Source organism: Microbacterium sp. NPDC089188 (assembly GCF_040685155.1).
Lineage (GTDB): Bacteria > Actinomycetota > Actinomycetes > Actinomycetales > Microbacteriaceae > Microbacterium > Microbacterium galbum.
The window spans coordinates 509,117-528,522 of sequence record NZ_JBFBHH010000004.1; the positions used below are offsets into that span (position 1 = coordinate 509,117).

At 71.1% G+C, this 19,406-nt stretch carries 18 protein-coding genes and 2 tRNA genes; 6 read left to right on the top strand and 14 right to left on the bottom strand.

Annotated features, from left to right (window positions below):
- The first annotated feature begins 144 nt into the window (after positions 1-144).
- The gene (locus AB0N80_RS15590; RefSeq protein WP_363579265.1) at positions 145-1,455 is read left to right on the top strand and encodes a PLP-dependent transferase; all 1,311 of its coding nucleotides are present in this window, start codon (positions 145-147) and stop codon (positions 1,453-1,455) included.
- Positions 1,452-2,765, top strand: coding sequence for an LLM class flavin-dependent oxidoreductase (locus AB0N80_RS15595; protein WP_363579267.1), 1,314 nt, complete (start codon positions 1,452-1,454; stop codon positions 2,763-2,765). The genes AB0N80_RS15590 and AB0N80_RS15595 overlap by 4 nt, the downstream gene beginning before the upstream one ends.
- Positions 2,766-2,916: 151 nt before the next feature.
- On the opposite strand, the gene AB0N80_RS15600 is transcribed toward AB0N80_RS15595, so the two are convergent.
- Positions 2,917-3,978 (bottom strand): TerC/Alx family metal homeostasis membrane protein, encoded by a 1,062-nt coding sequence (locus AB0N80_RS15600; RefSeq protein ID WP_363579269.1) that lies wholly within the window; start codon positions 3,976-3,978, stop codon positions 2,917-2,919.
- Between the two features lie 175 nt (positions 3,979-4,153).
- On the opposite strand from AB0N80_RS15600, the gene AB0N80_RS15605 reads away from it, so the two are divergent.
- Together AB0N80_RS15605 and AB0N80_RS15610 are read left to right on the top strand one after the other, a co-directional pair.
- Positions 4,154-4,708, top strand: a complete 555-nt coding sequence (locus AB0N80_RS15605; RefSeq protein WP_315995487.1) for a sigma-70 family RNA polymerase sigma factor — start codon at positions 4,154-4,156, stop codon at positions 4,706-4,708.
- Positions 4,705-5,778, top strand: coding sequence for a DUF4349 domain-containing protein (locus tag AB0N80_RS15610; protein ID WP_363579272.1), 1,074 nt, complete (start codon positions 4,705-4,707; stop codon positions 5,776-5,778). Before AB0N80_RS15605 ends, AB0N80_RS15610 begins: the two co-directional genes overlap by 4 nt.
- Positions 5,779-6,064: 286 nt before the next feature.
- On the opposite strand, the gene AB0N80_RS15615 is transcribed toward AB0N80_RS15610, so the two are convergent.
- Positions 6,065-6,140, bottom strand: a tRNA-Glu gene (locus tag AB0N80_RS15615).
- Between the two features lie 187 nt (positions 6,141-6,327).
- Here AB0N80_RS15615 and AB0N80_RS15620 point away from each other — a divergent pair.
- Positions 6,328-6,966 (top strand): MBL fold metallo-hydrolase, encoded by a 639-nt coding sequence (locus AB0N80_RS15620; RefSeq protein ID WP_363579274.1) that lies wholly within the window; start codon positions 6,328-6,330, stop codon positions 6,964-6,966.
- Between the two features lie 163 nt (positions 6,967-7,129).
- Here AB0N80_RS15620 and AB0N80_RS15625 read toward each other — a convergent pair whose 3' ends face one another.
- From AB0N80_RS15625 to AB0N80_RS15665, 9 genes are all read right to left on the bottom strand, one after another.
- Positions 7,130-7,399 (bottom strand): HPr family phosphocarrier protein, encoded by a 270-nt coding sequence (locus AB0N80_RS15625; protein ID WP_058623374.1) that lies wholly within the window; start codon positions 7,397-7,399, stop codon positions 7,130-7,132.
- Positions 7,400-7,426: 27 nt separating this feature from the next.
- Positions 7,427-9,487, bottom strand: coding sequence for a fructose-specific PTS transporter subunit EIIC (locus AB0N80_RS15630; RefSeq protein ID WP_363579276.1), 2,061 nt, complete (start codon positions 9,485-9,487; stop codon positions 7,427-7,429).
- A gap of 17 nt (positions 9,488-9,504) precedes the next feature.
- The gene (locus tag AB0N80_RS15635) at positions 9,505-10,470 is read right to left on the bottom strand and encodes a 1-phosphofructokinase family hexose kinase (RefSeq protein ID WP_363579278.1); all 966 of its coding nucleotides are present in this window, start codon (positions 10,468-10,470) and stop codon (positions 9,505-9,507) included.
- On the bottom strand, positions 10,467-11,252 hold the full coding sequence (locus tag AB0N80_RS15640) for a DeoR/GlpR family DNA-binding transcription regulator (RefSeq protein WP_363391989.1): 786 nt from the start codon (positions 11,250-11,252) through the stop codon (positions 10,467-10,469). The genes AB0N80_RS15635 and AB0N80_RS15640 overlap by 4 nt, the downstream gene beginning before the upstream one ends.
- Positions 11,253-11,481: 229 nt before the next feature.
- Positions 11,482-11,946, bottom strand: a complete 465-nt coding sequence (locus tag AB0N80_RS15645; protein ID WP_363579280.1) for a hypothetical protein — start codon at positions 11,944-11,946, stop codon at positions 11,482-11,484.
- A 4-nt stretch (positions 11,947-11,950) separates the two neighbouring features.
- Positions 11,951-12,154, bottom strand: coding sequence for a hypothetical protein (locus AB0N80_RS15650; RefSeq protein ID WP_363579282.1), 204 nt, complete (start codon positions 12,152-12,154; stop codon positions 11,951-11,953).
- An 89-nt stretch (positions 12,155-12,243) separates the two neighbouring features.
- A tRNA-Gln gene (locus AB0N80_RS15655) sits at positions 12,244-12,315 on the bottom strand.
- Between the two features lie 100 nt (positions 12,316-12,415).
- A complete protein-coding gene (gene gltX / locus AB0N80_RS15660) occupies positions 12,416-13,924 on the bottom strand; it encodes a glutamate--tRNA ligase (RefSeq protein WP_363579284.1) in 1,509 nt (502 codons plus the stop codon).
- A gap of 10 nt (positions 13,925-13,934) precedes the next feature.
- The gene (locus AB0N80_RS15665; protein ID WP_363579287.1) at positions 13,935-14,885 is read right to left on the bottom strand and encodes a LysR family transcriptional regulator; all 951 of its coding nucleotides are present in this window, start codon (positions 14,883-14,885) and stop codon (positions 13,935-13,937) included.
- Between the two features lie 80 nt (positions 14,886-14,965).
- Here AB0N80_RS15665 and AB0N80_RS15670 point away from each other — a divergent pair, with 80 nt between their 5' ends.
- On the top strand, positions 14,966-16,054 hold the full coding sequence (locus AB0N80_RS15670; RefSeq protein WP_315995475.1) for an aminotransferase class V-fold PLP-dependent enzyme: 1,089 nt from the start codon (positions 14,966-14,968) through the stop codon (positions 16,052-16,054).
- A gap of 68 nt (positions 16,055-16,122) precedes the next feature.
- Here AB0N80_RS15670 and AB0N80_RS15675 read toward each other — a convergent pair whose 3' ends face one another.
- From AB0N80_RS15675 to AB0N80_RS15685, 3 genes are all read right to left on the bottom strand, one after another.
- Complete coding sequence (locus AB0N80_RS15675; RefSeq protein ID WP_363579289.1) at positions 16,123-17,364, bottom strand: MFS transporter; 1,242 nt, start codon at positions 17,362-17,364, stop codon at positions 16,123-16,125.
- Positions 17,357-18,124 (bottom strand): fumarylacetoacetate hydrolase family protein, encoded by a 768-nt coding sequence (locus tag AB0N80_RS15680; RefSeq protein ID WP_363579291.1) that lies wholly within the window; start codon positions 18,122-18,124, stop codon positions 17,357-17,359. The genes AB0N80_RS15675 and AB0N80_RS15680 overlap by 8 nt, the downstream gene beginning before the upstream one ends.
- Positions 18,125-18,297: 173 nt before the next feature.
- On the bottom strand, positions 18,298-19,404 hold the full coding sequence (locus AB0N80_RS15685; protein WP_363392004.1) for a branched-chain amino acid aminotransferase: 1,107 nt from the start codon (positions 19,402-19,404) through the stop codon (positions 18,298-18,300).
- Between the last annotated feature and the right edge of the window lie 2 nt (positions 19,405-19,406).

Genomic DNA, 19,406 nt, shown 5'->3' on the forward strand with positions numbered 1-19,406 from the left:
CTAAGGAGGAGGCGAGCGATCCGCACCCGGTCACGATACCACCGGCCGCGACACCCCCTTCCGCGTAACACGGCGCCGCACATTTCGTCGATCCGCGCCGAGGCGTGCGAATCTGACCCGATCCCGAAGGAAGGAGCGCGCCCCATGACCGCAGGTGCCGACACCGGATTCTCGACCCGCCAGGTGCACGCGGGCTCGGCCACCGCGCCCGCCACGCCGCGGGCCACACCGATCTACCTGACCGCGGGGTTCACCTTCAGCGACCTCGACGAATCGGCCGAGCACTTCGGGACCGGCGCCGGCTTCGGGTACAGCCGCACCGGCAACCCGACCGTGCAGGCCGTCGAGGAGCGCCTGGCCTCGCTCGAGGGCGGGGATCAGGCCGTCCTCGTCTCCAGCGGCCAGGCCGCGGTGACCGTGGCCCTGCTCGCCCTTGCCGGCGCGGGCGACCATGTCGTCGTCTCGGAGCACATCTACGAGGGCACGCGCGGACTCCTGCTCGACAACCTCGCGCGGCTGGGGGTCGAGACGACCTTCGTCGACGTCTCCGATCGGGATGCCGTCCGCGAAGCCGTCACACCCCGGACGAAGGCCCTCTTCGCCGAGACCCTCTCCAACGCCCGCAACGACGTGCTAGATGTCGCCGCCGTCGCCGCGGTGGGTGCCGAGCGCGGCATCCCCCTCGTCGTCGACAGCACCTTCACCACGCCGTACCTCCTGCGCCCGATCGAGCACGGCGCGGCCGTCGTGGTGCACTCCGCGAGCAAGTTCCTGGCCGGTCAGGGGGCGGTGCTCGGCGGTGTCATCGTCGACGACGGACGCTTCGACGCCGCGGCATCCGGGCACCTCTTCCCCCACCTGGTGCAGACCGACCGGCTGGGCGGCGCGAGCTACGCCGAGAAGCACGGGCCCCGCGCGCGAGGGCAGTACATCCGCGAGAGCGTGGCGCCGCGCTTCGGACCCTCCCCCTCGCCCCTCAACGCCTTCCTCATCGGCCAGGGCATCGAGACGTTGAGCCTGCGCGTCGAGCGCCAGTCCGCGAACGCGCTGGTGGTCGCGCGGTGGCTCGAGGGGCGCCCCGAAGTGGAGCGCGTCGATTACGTCGGGCTCGAATCGCACCCCCACCACGCTCTCGGCGAGCGGTATCTCCGAGCCGGGCACGGCTCGGTCTTCACCGTGACCCTGCGCGGCGGGCTCGAAGCCGCGCGTCACCTCGTGCAGTCGGTACGCCTGATCACGCACATGACGCACCTCGGTGACGTGCGATCGCTCATCCTGCATCCGCAGAGCACCTCCCACTCCGCACGCACGGTCGCCGAGCGCGAGCGGGCCGGCGTGTTCCCGGGCACGGTGCGACTGTCGATCGGCATCGAAGACGTGGACGACATCATCGCCGACCTCGAGCAGGCGCTCGTCGGTGTGCCCTCCCTCGAGCGGAAGACGGTCGTCCTGTGAGCCGCCTGCAGCATTTCGGCTGGTTCCTGGCGCGCGGCTTCGGCCCGCACGGCTGGGGGCACCCGTACCTGCGGTGGAACCACCGATGGACCGAGCCCGGGCTCTACCAGGATTCCGCGCGCACCCTCGAGCAGGCGGGCTTCGACCTGCTGATCATCGAGGACGCGCCCTCGCTCGGCAGCGCCGACACGATCGACCTGCGCGTGCGCCACGCCTTCGGCGGCCCCAAGCACGACCCGCTGCTGCTCGCACCGTACCTCTTCGCGGCGACGCAGCACCTCGGCGTCGTCCCGACCGTCAATCCCGCGGCCTCCCTGCCCTACACCGCCGCCCGACAGTTCGCGACGCTCCAGCACCTCAGCGGGCACCGCCTGGGCCTGAACGTCGTCACCGACACCGGCAGCGCACGCCACTTCTCCACGGCTCCCCGGCTCGGGCACGATGCGGCGTACGACCGTGCCGAGGAGTGGCTCGACGGCATCCGGCAGCTCTGGCGCAGCTGGGGCGAGGGCGCCCTCGTCGTCGATGAGGAATCCGGCGTCTACGCCGACGGCACGAAAATGGATGCCACGCATCACCGCGGCGAGTACTTCGGGTTCGACGGGCCGCTGAACGCCATCCCCTTCACCGACGGCGAGCCCGCCATCGTCTCCCCCGGCGGCTCGGGCCGCGGTCTGTCGTTCGCCGGGCACAACTCGGACGTTCAGCTCGCGCTGGCGCCGCTCGACGAAGCGAGCATCCGCGCGTATCGCGGGCGCATCCACGCCGCTGCCGAGGCGGCCGGGCGCTCCGCCGCCGACATCAAGATCCTCTTCGCGATCCAACCCGTGCTCGTGTCGTCGCCGGAGGAAGCCGACCGGCTGGTGGCGGCATCCGCGGATCCCTCCGACGACGCCCTGATCGCGATCGCGCGCAAGCAGTCGAGCGACCTGGAGACCGACCTGACGGGTCTGGATCTCGACCGCCCTCTCGATCGCTCGATCTTCGGCGAGCACGTGTCGGAGGGCAGCATCCGGCGCCTCGTCGGGAAGCACGACGCCGACACCCCGCTGCGCACACTCCTCGCTGCGCACGCACGCCTCGGCCGCTTGAACGACGGCTCCGGCTTCGTGGGCACGGCCGACGAGTTCGCCGACCGCATCGAGGAGCTCGGCGAGTGGGGCAACGACGGCGTGCTCCTGTGGGGCGACCTGCACCCGGTCACGGTGCACCGGGTGCTGGACGACCTGGTGCCGATCCTCCGACGCCGCGGCATCCTCCGCGAGGAGTACGTCGACGGCGGTCTGCAGGCGAACCTGCGCGCGTTCTAGATCCCGGACGTCGGGAGGCCGGGGCCCCGACGGTGGCCGAGCTCCCGCGAGGTGGCTGAGCCTGTCGAAGCCACCGTCCCCCGCGCACGTCCGGACCCTTCGACCAGCTCAGGGTCCTCCCGGTCTCGCGCAATCCTGCTGCGCCGCCGGATCAGTCGCGCTCGGGCTGCTCCACCGTCGAGGGGGTGCCCTTCTCGTCGGCGACGACCGCCGCAGCATCCTGACGTCCATCGGCATCCGGTTCCCGGCGCGCCGCGATCAGGCTCGCGACCGTGGCCACCGCCATCGACAGGATGATCACCGCGAGCGAGACCCACGTCGAGATCTCGGGCGCCCACTCGATCGGCTCGCCGCCGTTGAGGAACGGCAGCTCGTTGACGTGCATCGCGTGCAGGATGAGCTTCACGCCGATGAAGGCGAGGATGAACGCGATGCCGTAGTGCAGGTACTTCAGGCGGTCGAGCAGGTCACCGAGCAGGAAGTACAGCTGGCGCAGACCCATGAGGGCGAAGAGGTTCGCGGTGAACACGATGAACGGGCTCTGCGTGATGCCGAAGATCGCGGGGATGGAGTCGATCGCGAAGAGCAGGTCGGTCACACCGATCGCCACGAACACGATGATCATCGGCGTGAACAGCTTCTTGCCGTTCACGCGGGTGATGACCTTCTTGCCGTCGTAGGAGTCGCTCATGGGCAGCACGCGACGCAGCGTCCGCACGATGAGGTTCTCTTTCTGCGCATCGTCGTCGTCGTCGCCCGGGAACGCCTGCCGGATCGCGGTGTAGATCAGGAACAGGCCGAAGAGGTAGAAGATCGGGCTGAAGTTCTCGATGATCGTCGCGCCGACCAGGATGAACGCCCCGCGCAGGACGAGCGCGATGATGATGCCCACCATCAGCACTTCCTGCTGGTAGCGACGCGGTACCGAGAACTGGCCCATGATCAGCACGAAGACGAAGAGGTTGTCGATCGACAGGCTGTATTCGGTGAGCCAGCCGGCGACGAACTGGCCTGCGACCTCTCCCCCGGCGACGATCCACAGGACGCCCGCGAAGATCAGCGCGAGAGTGACGTAGAAGACGACCCACAGCGTCGACTCCTTGGGCGCCGGGATATGCGGACGCTTGAGGATGATCAGCAGGTCGGCGATCAGGATGACGACCAGCACCACCAGCGTGATCGTCTGGAAGAGCGGGTCGAGCTGCAGCTCCATCGCGTGGCCTTTCTCCGGGGGAAACGCTCGAGTCTATCGAGCGCCCTTCGTCGGCCCGCGGGTTATGCAAGTACTTCTCATTGCGTGCGTAGTTGTGCGAGACGATCCGCCGCGCGCGGACACCTCTCAATGAGAGAGTGCTCGAAGAGCCTCGCCCGACCGGGAAGGGATGCCGATGACCGACGCCGTGATCGACGACAGAGCCCTCGTCGCGCGCGCCGCCGCCGGGTCGGACGTGGCCTTCCGGGAGCTGTATCGCGCCTATGTGCGGCCCGTGTACTGGGTCGCGTTCGGGCTGGTCGGCCACGCCGCGGACGCGGAGGACGTCACCCAGGAGACCTTCGTCGTCGCGTGGCGGAAGATCCCGACGCTGCGCCTGGAGGGCGATTCGCTCCTCCCGTGGCTCGCGACGATCTGCCGCCTGCAGGCGCAGAATCGCCTGCGGGCGCGTCGGCGGCACGGCAGTCACGCCGAACTCGACGCGGACATCCCCTCCATCGTCGACGTCGAAGCGCAGGTCGTGCAGGTGCAGACCGTCGCCGCCATCCTGGCCGCCGTCGACCGGTTGAGCGAGCTCGACCGCGAGATCTTCCGGCTGTGCGCGGCGGAGGGCTACGGGTACGAGGCCGCCGCCGCCTCGCTGGGCGTGTCGCACGGCACGGTGCGCAACCGCCTCTCCCGCATCCGCTCACGGATGCGCGCCACCGCGATGGAGACGGAGACACCATGAGCAGCCCCACCCTCCCCACCCTTCCCGCCGATCGTGTGGATGCCATCGAGACGGCCGTCTTCGGGCGGATCGCCGATGAGCGCGACCGTCGTCGCCGTCGTCGCGGCGGCGTGTGGACGGGCGTCGGCGCTGCCGCGGCCGTCGTCGTGGTGGCCGCCGTCGTGGGCCCCTCGCTCGGCACGACCTCGGGCCTCAGCGGTTCGTCGACCGCCGTGGGAGCAGCCGACAGGGCGCCGGAGAGCGGGACGACCGATCAGTCCGCCCAGGGCTTCGCCGGCGCGGGGGCGGGTTCCGCCCCGGTCGCCCCCGACCAGAGCGGCGCGGGAATCCGGTCGGAAGCCTCCGCGTCGACGGCCACCCCAGGGCGGGAGATCGTCGCCACGGGGTCCAGCACCGTGGCCGTCGACGACATCGGCACCGCCATCGAGGCGATCGGCGACACCGCCACCGCCGCCGGCGGCTACGTCGAATCCTCGCAACTCGGTGACGGCGGTGTCGCGATGCCCCTCGAGGGTGCCACGACCGGCGCGACGCTCTCGTCCGGGTGGATCACGGTCCGAGTGCCCGCGGACTCGCTCACCGGCGTGATGGACGGCCTCGGCGACGTGGGCGAGGTCACCGCGACCAGTGTGACCCGGTCCGACGTCACCGACCAGGCGATCGATCTGCGCGCGCGGGTGGCCGCCGGCGAGGCCTCGGTGGCCCGGCTGACCGAACTGATGGCCCAGGCCGGCTCGGTGTCCGACCTCATCGCCGCCGAGTCCGCCCTCGCGGAGCGGCAGGCTCAGCTCGACAGCGATCGGCAGGTCCTGCAGTCGCTGTCCTCCCAGGTGGCGATGTCGTCGCTGAGCGTGCAGCTGACCGCCCGCACGGCATCCGTCGCCGCCGACCCGGCCGGCTTCGGCGACGGCCTCTCCGCCGGGTGGAACGGGCTCGTCGCGACGCTGAACGGGGCGGTCATCGGTCTCGGGTTCCTGCTGCCGTGGATCGCCGTGGCCTCGATCGCCGCGGCGGTGGTGTGGGGCGCGCGCCGGATCGTCCGCCGCCGCCGCGCGGCACGCGAGAGCTGAAGGGATGCCGCGGAGCCTCCGGGCGGTGGGGCCCAACCCGCGCATGCGTCTCCTCGTCCTACCGACGTCGCCGACAACGAAGAAGAGCTCCGACCATCCGGTCGAAGCTCTTTTTCGTGTTGGTGACCCCAGCGGGATTCTCCCTCCGCCCCCTCCACGCGCCGCTTCACGGCGCGCGGAGCCTCCGGGCGGTGGGGCCCAACCCGCGCATGCGGCTCCTCGTCCTACCGAGGTCGCCGACAACGAAAAAGAGCTCCGACCATTCGGTCGAAGCTCTTTTTCGTGTTGGTGACCCCAGCGGGATTCGAACCCGCGTTACCGCCGTGAGAGGGCGGCGTACTAGGCCGCTATACGATGGGGCCGCGTCGCAACGTGTTCAAGTATGCACCACGAATGACGCGCACGCAAAATCGGGGCCGAGCCGCCGATATCCCGGGCGTGTCCGGCCACGGTACCGCGATCCGGCGGTCAACGGAAGAGGCGTTAGACGCTGTTCACCTCACGCGCCAGCGCTTGCCGCCCCCTGGCATCCGGGAGTTGGATCGGAGTATGCGCCTCACCAAACACGAACACGCCGCTCTCGTCGTCGTCGAATCCGGGCACACGCTCGTCATCGATCCCGGCAGCTTCACCTCGCCCCTCGAAGACCTGGTGGGTCTCGTCGGCGTGGTCATCACGCACGAGCACCCCGACCACTGGACCCCGGAGCACCTGACGCGACTGCAGAAGGCCCACCCCGACGTGCCGATCTACGGCCCCGAGGGCGTTCGCGACGCCGCTGCCGGGTTCGAGGTGATGGTCGTGAAACCCGGCGACCGGCTCGATCTCGGGCCGTTCCACCTCGAGTTCTTCGGCGGACGTCACGAGGTGATCCACGAGTCGATCCCCGTGGTCGACAACGTCGGCGTCCTCGTCAACGACACGCTCTACTACCCCGGCGATTCCTACGCGGTGCCGAAGCACAAGAAGGTCTCGCTCCTCGCCGCGCCGGTCGGGGCCCCTTGGCTCAAGATCGGCGACGCGATCGACTACGTCCTCGCGGTCAAGCCCGAGCGGGTGTTCGCCACCCACGACATGACCCTGTCGGTCGCCGGCAAACAGATGGGCGACGCCCGCCTGACGTGGGCGGTCGAGCAGAACGGCGGCTCCTTCGTCGATCTGAAGCCGGGCGACTCGGTCGAGGTCTGACGCCCCGAGACGGCGCGACTCCGGCAGACCAACGCCGTTTACGTCCTGAGCGACCAATTCGCGCCTGTTCAGAGTAGGTGTGTACGGCCCGCCGGGCACACAGAAACACCGGATGCCACGAGCCCTGGGGCCCGTGGCATCCGGTGTTCTGAGAAACCAGTGCTTACTGCGCGTCGAGGTCGGTCTCGAGGAGCGCGACGAGCTCGTCGAGCGCCTGCTCGGCACCCTCGCCCTCGGCCTTGAGCGTCACGACCGTGCCGTGGCCGGCGCCGAGACCCATGAGCGACAGGATGCTGCCCGCGTTGAGGTCGGGACCGCCCTGGGCGGCGATCGTGACCGGGACCTTCTTCTCCTGCACGGCCTGCACGAAGAGCTTGGCGGGGCGGGCGTGGAGGCCCGAGGCGCTGGCGATGGTGGCCTGACGTTCTGCCATGGTGAATCCTTCCGATTCGACGGGGTGTTACGCGGCGACCGTGGCTGCGGGAGCAGTCTCGGCGACGGCGGCGTCCTTGGTGCTGCGGCCGATGCCCTTGAGGGCGACGACGATCAGCGCCGTCACGACGGTACCCGCCACGATCGCGAGGGCGAAACCCCAGAAGGGGTTGATCGCGAAGAAGACGAAGATGCCGCCGTGCGGGGCGAACGACTGCGTGCCGAACAGCATGCTCAGACCACCGGTGATGGCACCGCCCACCATCGACGCGGGGATGACGCGCAGCGGGTCGGCCGCAGCGAACGGGATCGCCCCCTCGGAGATGAACGAGGCGCCGAGCAGCCACGCGGCCGCGCCGTTCTCGCGCTCGACCGGCGTGAACTTCTTGCGGGCGAGAAGCGTCGAGGCCAGGGCCATCGCGAGCGGCGGGACCATACCGGCGGCCATGACCGCGGCCATGATCAGGTACGGAGCCGTGTTGGTCTGCGTGGCGGCGGCGAGGCCCGTGGTGGCGAAGACGTAGGCGACCTTGTTGACCGGTCCACCGAGGTCGAAGCACATCATGAGGCCCAGGATCACGCCGAGCAGGATCGCACCGGCGCCCGAGGCGGCGAGCGAGTTGAGACCGTCGGTGAGGGCGGCCATGAGGGCGGCGATCGGACGACCGAGGAAGAGGATCATCAAACCCGAGGCGAAGATCGATCCTAGGAACGGCACGATGACGACGGGCATGAGGCCCCGCAACCAGCGCGGCGCGTCGAAGCGGCCGAGCCACCAGGCGATGAAGCCGGCGAGCAGACCACCGATGATGCCGCCGATGAAGCCCGCGTTCATGAGCACGGCGACGGCACCGGCCACGAAGCCGGGCGCGATACCGGGGCGATCGGCGATCGCGTAGGCGATGAAGCCCGCGAGCACGGCGACGATGAAGCCCATCGACGTCGCACCGATCATGAAGGCCACCGAGCCGAGGTATTGGCCGATCGGGCCGAGCGGCGAGGTGATGCCGTCGGTCGGGAGGTCCCACAGCGAGTTCTGGATGATGACGTTCGCGGCGTTCTGCGTCACCTGGTAGCCGCCGAGCAGGAAGCCCAGGGCGATCAGCAGACCGCCACCGGCGACGAACGGGATCATGTAGCTCACACCGGTGAGCAGCCACCGCTGGATGCGACGGCCGACCGACTGCTGGGCCGCCGGAGCGTCGGAGGCGGATGCCGTGGCGGCGCCGCCCTGCACGCGTGCGGCGTTCGGGTTCTCGGACGCGGCGAGGGCCTCGGCGATGAGCTGCTTCGGCTGTTCGATACCGCGCTTGACGCCGGCGCGGACGACCGGCTTGCCCGCGAAGCGCTGCGGCTCGCGGACGTCGACGTCGACCGCGAAGATCACGGCGTCGGCGTCGTCGATCACGCTCTGCGGGAGCGCCTTGTAGCCGCTCGAGCCCTGCGGCTCGACGACGAGCTCCACGCCGTCGGTCTCGGCACCGGCCGCGGTGAGCGCGTCGGCGGCCATGAAGGTGTGGGCGATGCCGGTGGCGCACGCGGTGACCGCGACGATCTTCTTCGTCTTGGTCGCCGTGGCGGTGCGCGCCTCGGCGCGGGTCGCGGCGGGGGCCTCGGCGGCCGGGGCGGACGCCGGCGCGGGGTTCACGGCATCCGTGATGATGCGCACGGCGTCGGACGGCGTCGTCGCTGCACGAAGACCCGACATGAAGCCGTCGTTCATGAGGCTGCGGGCGAGCTGCGACAGCACCGCGAGGTGGGCCTCGTCGGCGCCCGCCGGCGCGGCGATGAGGAACACGATGTCGGCGGGACCGTCCGGGGCGCCGAAGTCGACGCCCGGCGTGAGGCGGGCGAAGGCGAGGGTCGGTTCGGTGACCGACGCGCTCCGCGCGTGCGGGATGCCGATGCCGCCGGGCAGGCCGGTCTCGTCCTTCTGCTCGCGGGCCCACGCGTCGTCGAAGAGCTCTTGAGCGCTCGTCGCGCGGCCCTGCGCGACGACGCGCTCGGCCAGGGCGCGGATCACCGACTGCTTGTCGGTGCCCAGGGGCACGTCGAGAGTGACGAGCTCCGGAGTGATGATGTCGGACATTGTCGTGACCTCCGTGGTCAGGATGTGGCGATGGGGGTGGCGAAATCGGATACGGCGATCGGGCCCGCGGGCAGATCGGCCGGTGTCGGGGCCTGCGTCCCCGGCAGGGTCGCGGCAGCGGCGCCGTAGGCGATGCTGCGTGCGAGACGGTCGGGGGCCGAGGCCCCGTCGAGATCGGCCAGCAGATAGCCGGCGAGCGAGCTGTCGCCCGCGCCGACCGTGCTGGCGACCTGGATCTGGGGGGCGCGTCCGCGCCAGGCTCCCTCGGCCGTGAACAGCAGGGCGCCATCGGCGCCGAGGGTCACGAGAGCGGATGCCACACGGCCGGGCACGAGGGCCGTGGCACGACGCACCGCCTCGGCGAGCACGTCGACGTCGTCCGCGGCATCCTCGCCCACCAGCTCGGCGAGCTCCTCGTGGTTGGGCTTGATGAGGTCGGGGCGCGCGCTCTCGACCACGGCCGCGAGGGCCTCACCCGAGGCATCGACGGCGATGAGCGGAGCGGCGACACCCCACCGCGTGCGGACCGCGGACACGAGATCGGCGTAGAACGACGCGGGGACCCCGGGGGGCAGCGAACCGGCGAGCACGAGCCAGGTCGCGCCTTCGGCCGCCGCGACGACACCCGCCGTGAGGGCTTCGGCCTCGGCGGCGCTCAGCTCCGCGCCGGGGAGGTTGAGCTTGGTCGTCTCGCCGGCGGGGTCGGTGATGGTGAGGTTCGCGCGGGCACGACCGGCCACCTCGACGATGTCGAGGCCGATGCCGGTGTCTTCGAGCAGGACGCGATAGGGGTCGTGGGCGCCGACCGGCACGACCGCGCGGGCCGGGGCGCCGGCAGCCGTGACGACGCGCGCGACGTTGACGCCCTTGCCCCCGGCATCCTCCCGCGACGACACGGCGCGCTGGACCTCGCCCGGGACGAGGGCGTCGGACAGCACGACGGCGCGGTCGGCCGAGGGGTTGGCGGTCAGGGTGACGATCATGCGACACGCACCTCGACGTCGGCGTCGGCGAGGGCGTCGGCCAGATCGGCGGGCGGGGTCGCATCGGTGACGAGGACGTCGATCTCGTCGAGCTGGGCGAAACGCACGAGCAGTTCCTCTCCGAACTTGGCCGCATCCGCGACGAGCACGACGCGGCGGGCCGACTGGATGATGGCGGCCTTCACCGCGGCCTCGTCGGGGTCGGGCGTGCTGAGGCCGAAGCCCGCACTGAGGCCGTTCGTGCCGACGAAGGCGATGTCGGGCCGCAGCTGACCGATCGTGCGGACCGTGTGCGCGCCGACCGCGGCGGCGGTGACCCCGCGGACGCGGCCCCCGATGGTGGTCAGCGACAGGCGGTCATCGCCGGAGAGCACGTGCGCCGCTTCGAGCGAGTGCGTCACGACCTCGACGGCGCCGACACCCGCGACGAGAGCCTCGGGCAGCAGAGCGGCCACCGCGGCGGGCGTCGTCCCCGCATCGAGGAAGACCGAGCCGCGGAAGTCCGGACCCAGCAGCGAGACCGCGGTCGCGGCGATCGCGCGCTTCGCATCGCCGTGACGTTCGCGGCGCTCGGTGAGCGGGGACTCCGCCGTGCTGGCCCGACCGGCGTCGACCGCTCCGCCGTGGACGCGACGGAGGGAGCCGAGGCTCTCCAGACGGTCGAGGTCGCGACGCACGGTCTCCGTCGTCACGTCGAAGCGGCGGGCGAGATCGACGACGCTGACGCGTCCGACTTCGCGCAGTTCGCGCTCGATGAGCTGCTGGCGCTCCATTGCGTACACGGGATCTCCTTCGAAGATTCCCACACAGTACAACATGAACCCACACAGGGCAACATAATGATCGGATCCAGCGAAGATGCGCGGCGCACCGACACGGCGCCACGCGTCCTCACGGGAAAGGCGCGGCACAGCGGCGCGCGGGCGCGCGGTTCTCCACCGCTCTCCCCGCGCGACGAACGGGCGGGCCTCGAAGACCCCCGCCCGACACGAGATGACGAGCGGTCGGTGCTTAAGGCGCCACCACGGAGATCGTGAAGTCGACCTGCTTCCCGTCAGGGCCGGTGACGGTCGCAGCCGTCGTCCCGAGCGCGCGGGCGATGAACCCGGGGCGGAACACCGCGCCCTCCGAGGGTCCGCCGGCGGAGAATTCCGCGATCGTCACGTCGGCGGTGGTACCGGCCCACTCCGCCTCGGTGCCGTCGGGGACGGCGACGACGAGCGCGCTCCCGATGGCGACGCGGACATCGGTCCCCGCGAGGTCGTCAGGCGACGCGATGGCGGGCTCCGGCACCTGCTCCCCCGGCGACGCCGACGGAGAGGGCGCGGGGGCGCTTTCGGCCGGAATGACAGGGGAGGATGCCGTGGGCGCGCAGCCCGCGATGACGAGCGGCAGCCCGACCGCCACCGCGGCGACGACGCGCGGCCTCCCCCGTTCGGCGCGCGACGGCGGAGTCGCGGCGCGACGCATGATCACGCGCTCAGTCCCTCGCGCCCTCGGCGGGCGGGACCGGGATCTCGATCGAAGCGATGGGCGCGTCGACGAGCCCCAGCAGACCGGCCGGGGAGGCTTCGGGGTGCTCATCGTCGGGGAGCATCTCGGCGCGCGTCCGCTGCCGCACCGGCTCACCGGGCAGCCCGGCCCACTCGCTCGATTCCTCGGGTCGCTGTACGAAGAGTCCCATCGCACCAGTGTGGGCCCGCCGCTTCGGCGTGGGCTGGGAGAAACGGAAAAGTCCCGACGATCTCTCGACCGTCGGGACCTTTCTCGAAGCTGGGGTACCTGGACTCGAACCAAGAACAACGGAACCAGAAACCGCCGTGTTGCCAATTACACCATACCCCAAGGCGCTGAGCCGGAACTCGTGCCGAGGATCAAGCTTACGTGAGAGCCGCTCCCCTGCCAAATCCCGCCCCGCCCGCGCGCGTCGCGCGGACGAGGACGCTCAGCCCAGGTGCTGCACCAGAGCGTTCAGGCGCCGCAGCGTCTCGTCCTTCCCGAGCATCTCCATCGACTCGAACAGCGGCGGCGACACCCGCCGGCCCGTCAGGGCGACGCGCGGCGGACCGTAGGCCACGCGCGGCTTGAGTCCCAGTTCGTCGACGAGCGCCGTCGACAGCGCCGCCTGCACACCGGCGGCGGTGAAGTCGTCGACGCCCTCGAGGGCGCGGGAGCATGCCGTGAGCACCTCCGCCGCGTTCGCGGGAAGCCCCTTCAGCGCGTCCTCGGCGTACGACACGTCGGAGACGAAGAGGAAGCCGAGCATCCCCGGGACCTCGCCGAGCAGCTGCACGCGTTCCTGCACGAGGGGCGCTGCGGCGGCGATGATCGCACGGTGCTCCTCCGACGGCTCCTCCCCGATATACCCCGCGCCCGCGAGGTAGGGGACGATCCGCGCGGCGAAGTCGTCGGCATCCAGCATGCGGATGTGGTCGCCGTTGATCGCCTCGGCCTTCTTCTGATCGAAGCGTGCCGGGTTCGGGTTCACGTCGGCGATGTCGAAGGCGGCGATCATCTCGTCGAGCGAGAAGACGTCGCGATCGCTCGCGAGCGACCACCCCAGCAGCGAGAGGTAGTTGAGCAGGCCCTCGTGGATGAAGCCCTTCTCGCGCTGCAGGAACAGATCGGCCTGCGGGTCGCGCTTCGACAGCTTCTTGTTGCCCGTCTCGCCCAGCACGAGGGGCATGTGGCCGAAGCGCGGGATGAACGTCGTGACCCCGGCATCCACCAGGGCCGAGTACAGCGCGAGCTGGCGCGCCGTCGACGGCATGAGGTCTTCACCGCGGATGACGTGGGTGATGCCCATGAGCGCGTCGTCGACCGGGTTCACGAACGGGTACAGCGGCACTCCGCCGGCGCGCACGAGCACGAAGTCGGGGAACGACCCCGCCGGGAACGTCACCTCGCCGCGGATGAGGTCGACGTAGCTGAGGTCGTGATCGGGGACGCGCAGACGCCACGCGGGCTGACGCCCCTCGGCGCGGAAGGCCGCACGCTGCTCGTCGGTGAGGTCGCGGTCGAAGTTGTCGTAGCCGAGCTGCTTCGCGCGGCCGTTGGCCTCGTTACGGGCGTCGATCTCCTCCGCCGTCGAGTAGCTCTCGTACACCGCGCCGGCCGCGACGAGCTTGTCGAGCACCTCGCGATAGATCTCATGGCGCTGCGACTGCCGGTACGGCGCGTGCGGGCCGCCGACCTCGACGCCCTCGTCCCAGTCGATGTTCATCCACCGCAGCGCGTCGAGGAGCTGCTGGTAGCTCTCCTCGCTGTCGCGCGCGGCGTCGGTGTCTTCGATACGGAAGACGAGCTTGCCGCCGTTGTGCCGGGCGTAGGCCCAGTTGAACAGGACGGTGCGGATGAGACCGACGTGGGGCAGGCCCGTCGGGGACGGGCAGAAGCGGACGCGAACGTCGGCGCCGGTGGCGGTCGTGGTGCGGGGATCGGGCGTGGCAGACATCCCCTCGATCCTACCGGCGGGCGTTACCGGACCGATGGTCGGCCAGCACCTCCGCCACGACCTCGAGGGCCGCACCGACCGCGGGCACACTCTCGGCGCCGCGGGCGGTGACGACGTGCAGCGTCCGGGCTTCGGCGGCGGGGAGGCGCGGCACCGCGATCCCGGCGGGAAGGGGAAGGGATGCCACCGCCATGCGCGGCAGGATCGCCATGCCGACGCCGAGCGCGACGAGGTTCTCGACGGCGATGTAGTTGTCGGTCTCGAACGCGATGTCGGGGGTGAAGCCCGCCCGCCCGCAGGCCTCGAGCAGGTGCCCGCGGCACTGGGGGCAGCCCGCGATCCATCGCTCCCCCGCGAGCTGCGAGAGGTCGATCGGGTCGTCGGTGGCGGCCGGGTGCTCGGCGGGGACGACCACGACGGTGTCGTCGTCGCCGAGACGGCGCACCGAGAGCCCGGCGGCGGCCTGGGCGAGCTGCTCCCGGCGGTCGCCGGGGTAGCTGTAGATGAGCGCGATGTCGGCGCGATCCTCGCGCACCGCCGAGATGGCCTCGGGCGGCTCCGCCTCGACGAAGCTGATCGAGACGCCGGGGCGGCGGGCCGTGACCGCGGCGATGACGCGGGGCACGACGGTCGACGAGGCGGAGGGGAACGCCGCGATCCGCACGCGTCCGGCGCGCAGCCCCCTCAGCTCCGCGAGGTCGCCCGCGGCGGCATCGAGGGCCGTCGTCACCGTGGCCGCGTGCCGGGCGAGCACCCAGCCGGCCTCGGTGAGGCGCACCCCACGCCCGACGCGCTCGACGATGGGCATGCCCGCGCGCTGCTCGAGGCGCCGCAACTGCTGACTGACCGCGGGCTGGCTGTAGCCGAGGGCACGCGCCGCGGCGGTGATCGATCCGGTGTCGGCGATCGCTTTGACGACCCGCAGGCCGTGGGCGTCGAGGCCCTCGTCGATGTCGCTCATCCGAACACATAAGCAGGATGGATGCTTCTCATGCAACACCTGCCCTAGTGCAATAGGCGCTGACGGACGAACCTGGTTCCATGAGCAGCCTCGCCTCGCACTTCGCCGGCGGCCGCGACTACCTCGCCGCCTGCACCCTCGGCCTACCGTCGCGCGAGACGGTGCGCGCCGTCCGCGCGGATCTCGACGCCGCGGCATCCGGTCGCCCCGACGTCGTCGCGGCCTCGCAGGCAGTGGAGGACGCCCGCGCGTCGTACGCCCGCCTGGTGAGCGCGCCGCGGGGCGACGTCGCAATCGGATCGCAGACGTCGGTGCAGGTCGCGCTCATCGCCGCCTCGGTTCCCGACGGCGCCGAGGTGCTCTGCGCCGAGGGCGACTTCTCCTCGCTCGTCGCGCCCTTCGCCCACGCGGGTCGAGGCATCCGGTTGCGCACCGCTCCCCTCTCGGAGCTCGCGGCCGCTGTGTCCGCCGACACCTGGCTCGTGGCCTTCTCGCTCGTGCAGTCGGCCACCGGCGACGTGGCGGATGCCGTGGGCATCGCCGCCGCCGCCGCACGCGCGGGTGCGCGGACGCTCTGCGACCTCACGCAGGCCGCAGGGTGGCTGCCCGTCGACGCGACGATGTTCGACGCGACCGTGTGCCACGCCTACAAGTGGCTGTGCTGCCCCCGCGGCGTCTCGTTCCTCACCATCTCACCCGCGTTCGCCCACGAGATCCGACCGGTGCAGGCCGGCTGGTACTCCGGCGACGACCCGTGGTCGTCGTGTTACGGAACGGGCGGCGTGCTCGCCCCCGACGCGCGCCGCTTCGACGTCTCGCCGGCGTGGCAGGCCTTCGTCGGCGCCGCTCCCGCCCTGGCTCTGTTCGCCGATGCCGACATCACCGCGACGTACACGCACACCACGGGCCTCGCCGCGCGCTTCCGCGACGGCCTGGGCCTGGCTCACCCCGAGCGCCCCTCGGCCATCGTCACCTGGCCGGATGCCACCGGCGAAGCCCTCGCGCAGCTCACCGCCCACGGCATCACAGCGTCGGGCCGCGCGGGTCGCGCCCGGGTGGCCTTTCACGTCTTCAACGACGAGCGCGACGTCGACCGCGCCCTGCATGCGCTCGGCGTGCGCGGGATCGAGAACCTCTCGGCCTTCGACGGCCTGGTCTACGCGATCTGACCCACTCCCCGTGCGAGGTGCCGAGAATTGTCGCCTGGTAGGGCTCGAAAGCGACTATTCTCGGGGACTCACGCGCGGGTGCGGAGCGCCACGACGGCGGCGATGCAGACCACGGCCACCGGAACGAGCGCCCAGAGGGCGAGACCGCCGTACCCGACGAGGCCGAGGATCACGCCCGCGAGCACGGAGCCCGCAGCCGCGCACGCCGTCATCAGCGTGTCGCTGCGTCCCTGACGACGCGGCCGCAGCGCCACCGGCGTCGCCTCGGTGAGCAGGGCGGAGCCGGCCACCGTCGCCGCGCTCCATCCGAGGCCGAGCAGCACCAGCGCCACCAGGACGCCAGCCTGGGAGCCACCGAAAGCCGACGCGGTGGCGAGCGAAGCCGCGAGCAGCACCTGCCCGAGCACGATGACGGGGATCCGCCCCCGGCGGTCGGCCAGGATGCCGAACACCGGCGACAGCCCGTACATCCCGAACACGTGGAGGGCGATCGTCACGCCGACGGCCAGGGTGACGGCGTCCGGGGCGACGATGTGGGACAGGTGGACGGGCGTCATCGCCATGACCGACGCCATCGTCACGTGCGAGGCGGCGACCGCGAGCATCGCGAAGCGCGCGAGCGCGGGACGGTCGGCCTGCGGCACGGCAGGGGCGGATGCCGTGCTCTCACGATCGAGGCGCTGGGCGAGCAGCAGCGGATCCGGGCGCAGGACGAGCACGTAGAGCGCGAAGGCGCACGCCTGGGCCGCGAACGAGAAGAGGTACGCCCCGGTGAGGCGCGGCATCCCGATGCTCGCCCCGAGGAGTTCGCCGGGAGCGAGCAGGAGCGGACCGACCACTCCACCCACCGTGGTCGCCCAGACGACCGTGGCGAGGTCGCGGCCCCGCCGGGCGGTGGGTGCGAGATCGGTCGCGGCGAAACGCGACTGCAGGGTCGCGGCGTTGCCGGCTCCGATCAACGCGATCCCCACGAGCAGCAGGGGGAAGGCGCGCAACGCCGCCGCGGCGATGACCACCGCGATGCCCGTCAGCGCGGCGATGTTGCCGGTGGTCAGCGCGAGGCGCCTCCCCCGGCGCGCAGCGAGACGCGCGAGAGGGATCGCCGTCAACGCGGCCCCCAGCGTCACCGAGGCGGTCGCGAAGCCCGACAGCGCCTCCTGGCCCGACAGGTCGGCGGCGAGGAGGGCGCCGAGCGAGAGCGTCGCCCCGAAGGCCACGCCGGTGAGCACCTGCCCCGCCGCGAGCACGCGCACCGTACGGCGCTGCGTGGCGACGAGGTCGACACCCGCCGGCGCGGCGGTGTCAGGCATCGCGGACGGTGTTGCGCAGCAGCCCGATGCCGCCGATCTCGACCTCGACGACGTCGCCCGCACCGAAGGAGCCGATCCCGGCGGGCGTTCCCGTCAGGATCAGGTCGCCCGGAAGCAGCGTGAACACCGCGGAGGCGTAGGCGACGAGGGTCGGGATGTCGTGGATCATGTCGGAGACCGGGCCGTCCTGACGGACCTCGCCGTTCACGCGGGTCACGATCGTGGCCGATGAGACGTCGAGGTCGGTCTCGATGACCGGGCCGACGGGGCAGAAGGTGTCGAACCCCTTCGCGCGCGACCACTGGCCGTCGCTGCGCTGCAGATCGCGCGCGGTGACGTCGTTGGCGACGGTGTAGCCGAAGATGTACTCACCCGCCCGCTCGACCGGGACGTTCTTGGCGATACGGCCGATGACGACGGCGAGTTCGCCCTCGTAGTCGGTCTGCGAGCTGAGGGCCGTCGGGCGCACGATGACGTCGTTCGGGCCGATGACGGAGGTGTTCGGCTTGAGGAACATCAGGGGCTCGGCGGGCGCCTCACCCCCCATCTCGGCAGCGTGGTCGTGGTAGTTCTTACCGATGCACACGACCTTCGAGCGCGGGATGACGGGGGCCAGCAGCGTCACGTCGGAGAGGGGGATGCGCTCACCCGTGGTGTCGAACCCGGCGAACATGGGGTCACCCTCGAGCACGACGACGTGGTCGTCGTCGACGATGCCGTAGCGGAGGGCGTCCTGGTGGCTGAATCGAGCGATCTTCACCGGGCCAGCCTATCCGCGAGGTCCGATACGGGCGGGGCCCGGTCCCTTCGACAGGCTCAGGGACCTCGCTCCCGTTGCGGCTGCGACGTCGGGGGCTGAGCTTGTCGAAGTTCTCTGTGCACGCGACGAAGGGGCCCCCGGCATCCGGGAACCCCTCCATCCGACGACGCGGATCAGGCGTCGAGGCGGTACAACCAGCCGTGCTTGTCTTCCGCGCGACCGTACTGGATGTTCGTCAGCTCCTCGCGCAGTTCGAGGGCGAGCGTGCCCGAGGGCTGCTCGTCGATGAAGTCGCGTCCCTTGAGGATGCCGATCGGGGTGACCACGGCAGCGGTGCCGCACGCGAACACCTCGACGATGTCTCCGGATGCCACGCCCTCGCGCCACTCGGTCAGCGAGACGTTGCGCCCCTCGACGTGGTGGCCGCGGTCGCGCGCCAGCTGCAGAAGCGAGTCGCGCGTGATGCCCTCGAGGATCGAGTCGGACTGCGGAGTGACGATGGTGCCGTCCTTGTAGACGAAGACGACGTTCATGCCGCCGAGCTCTTCGACATTGCGATCCTGGTCGAGGAAGACGACCTGGTCGCACTCGTTCTCGTAGGCCTCGGACTGGGGAAGGAGGCTCGCGGCGTAGTTGCCGCCGGTCTTGGCCGCCCCCGTGCCGCCCTTGCCCGCGCGCGAGTAGTCCTCGCTCAGCCAGATCGAGACCGGCTGGACGCCGCCCTTGAAGTAGGCGCCGGCCGGGCTGGCGATCAGGTAGTACGCGACCTTGTGGGCGGGGCGCACCCCGAGGAACGCCTCCTTCGCGAACATGAAGGGCCGCAGGTAGAGGCTCTGGTCTTCGCCGGAGGGCACCCAGGCACCGTCGACGGCGATGAGCTCGCGCAGCGACTGGAGGAAGTAGGGAACCGGCAGTTCGGGCAGGGCAAGACGGCGGGCCGAGCGCTGCAGCCGTCGCCCGTTCTGATCGGGCCGGAAGGTGTGGACCGACCCGTCGGCGTGACGGTAGGCCTTGATGCCCTCGAAGATCTCCTGGCCGTAGTGCAGCACGGCGGCCGCGGGGTCGAGCGAGATCGGGCCGTACGGAGACACTCGGGGGCGGTGCCAGCCGCCGCGGACCGACCAGCAGATGTCGACCATGTGGTCGGTGAAGCTCTGCCCGAAGCCGGGGCTGGCGAGGATCGCGTCGCGGTCGGCGGTGCTCTTGGCCGCGAGGTTGCGCGTGACGGAGAACTCGAGCGGGTCGAGTCCGGTGTCGGGGTCGGTGTCGATCGTGGTCATCT

Bases quoted from the DNA above. Each gene is read 5' to 3' on its own strand.
- AB0N80_RS15605 (WP_315995487.1), top strand. From the start codon at position 4,154: ATGACCGACGCCGTGATCGACGACAGAGCCCTCGTCGCGCGCGCCGCC.
- AB0N80_RS15685 (WP_363392004.1), bottom strand. From the start codon at position 19,404: ATGACCACGATCGACACCGACCCCGACACCGGACTCGACCCGCTCGAG.
- AB0N80_RS15625 (WP_058623374.1), bottom strand. From the start codon at position 7,399: ATGGCAGAACGTCAGGCCACCATCGCCAGCGCCTCGGGCCTCCACGCC.
- AB0N80_RS15635 (WP_363579278.1), bottom strand. From the start codon at position 10,470: ATGATCGTCACCCTGACCGCCAACCCCTCGGCCGACCGCGCCGTCGTG.
- AB0N80_RS15620 (WP_363579274.1), top strand. From the start codon at position 6,328: ATGCGCCTCACCAAACACGAACACGCCGCTCTCGTCGTCGTCGAATCC.
- AB0N80_RS15650 (WP_363579282.1), bottom strand. From the start codon at position 12,154: ATGGGACTCTTCGTACAGCGACCCGAGGAATCGAGCGAGTGGGCCGGG.
- AB0N80_RS15665 (WP_363579287.1), bottom strand. From the start codon at position 14,885: ATGAGCGACATCGACGAGGGCCTCGACGCCCACGGCCTGCGGGTCGTC.
- AB0N80_RS15600 (WP_363579269.1), bottom strand. From the start codon at position 3,978: ATGGAGCTGCAGCTCGACCCGCTCTTCCAGACGATCACGCTGGTGGTG.
- gltX (WP_363579284.1), bottom strand. From the start codon at position 13,924: ATGTCTGCCACGCCCGATCCCCGCACCACGACCGCCACCGGCGCCGAC.
- AB0N80_RS15590 (WP_363579265.1), top strand. From the start codon at position 145: ATGACCGCAGGTGCCGACACCGGATTCTCGACCCGCCAGGTGCACGCG.
- AB0N80_RS15610 (WP_363579272.1), top strand. From the start codon at position 4,705: ATGAGCAGCCCCACCCTCCCCACCCTTCCCGCCGATCGTGTGGATGCC.
- AB0N80_RS15675 (WP_363579289.1), bottom strand. From the start codon at position 17,364: ATGCCTGACACCGCCGCGCCGGCGGGTGTCGACCTCGTCGCCACGCAG.
- AB0N80_RS15670 (WP_315995475.1), top strand. From the start codon at position 14,966: ATGAGCAGCCTCGCCTCGCACTTCGCCGGCGGCCGCGACTACCTCGCC.
- AB0N80_RS15630 (WP_363579276.1), bottom strand. From the start codon at position 9,487: ATGTCCGACATCATCACTCCGGAGCTCGTCACTCTCGACGTGCCCCTG.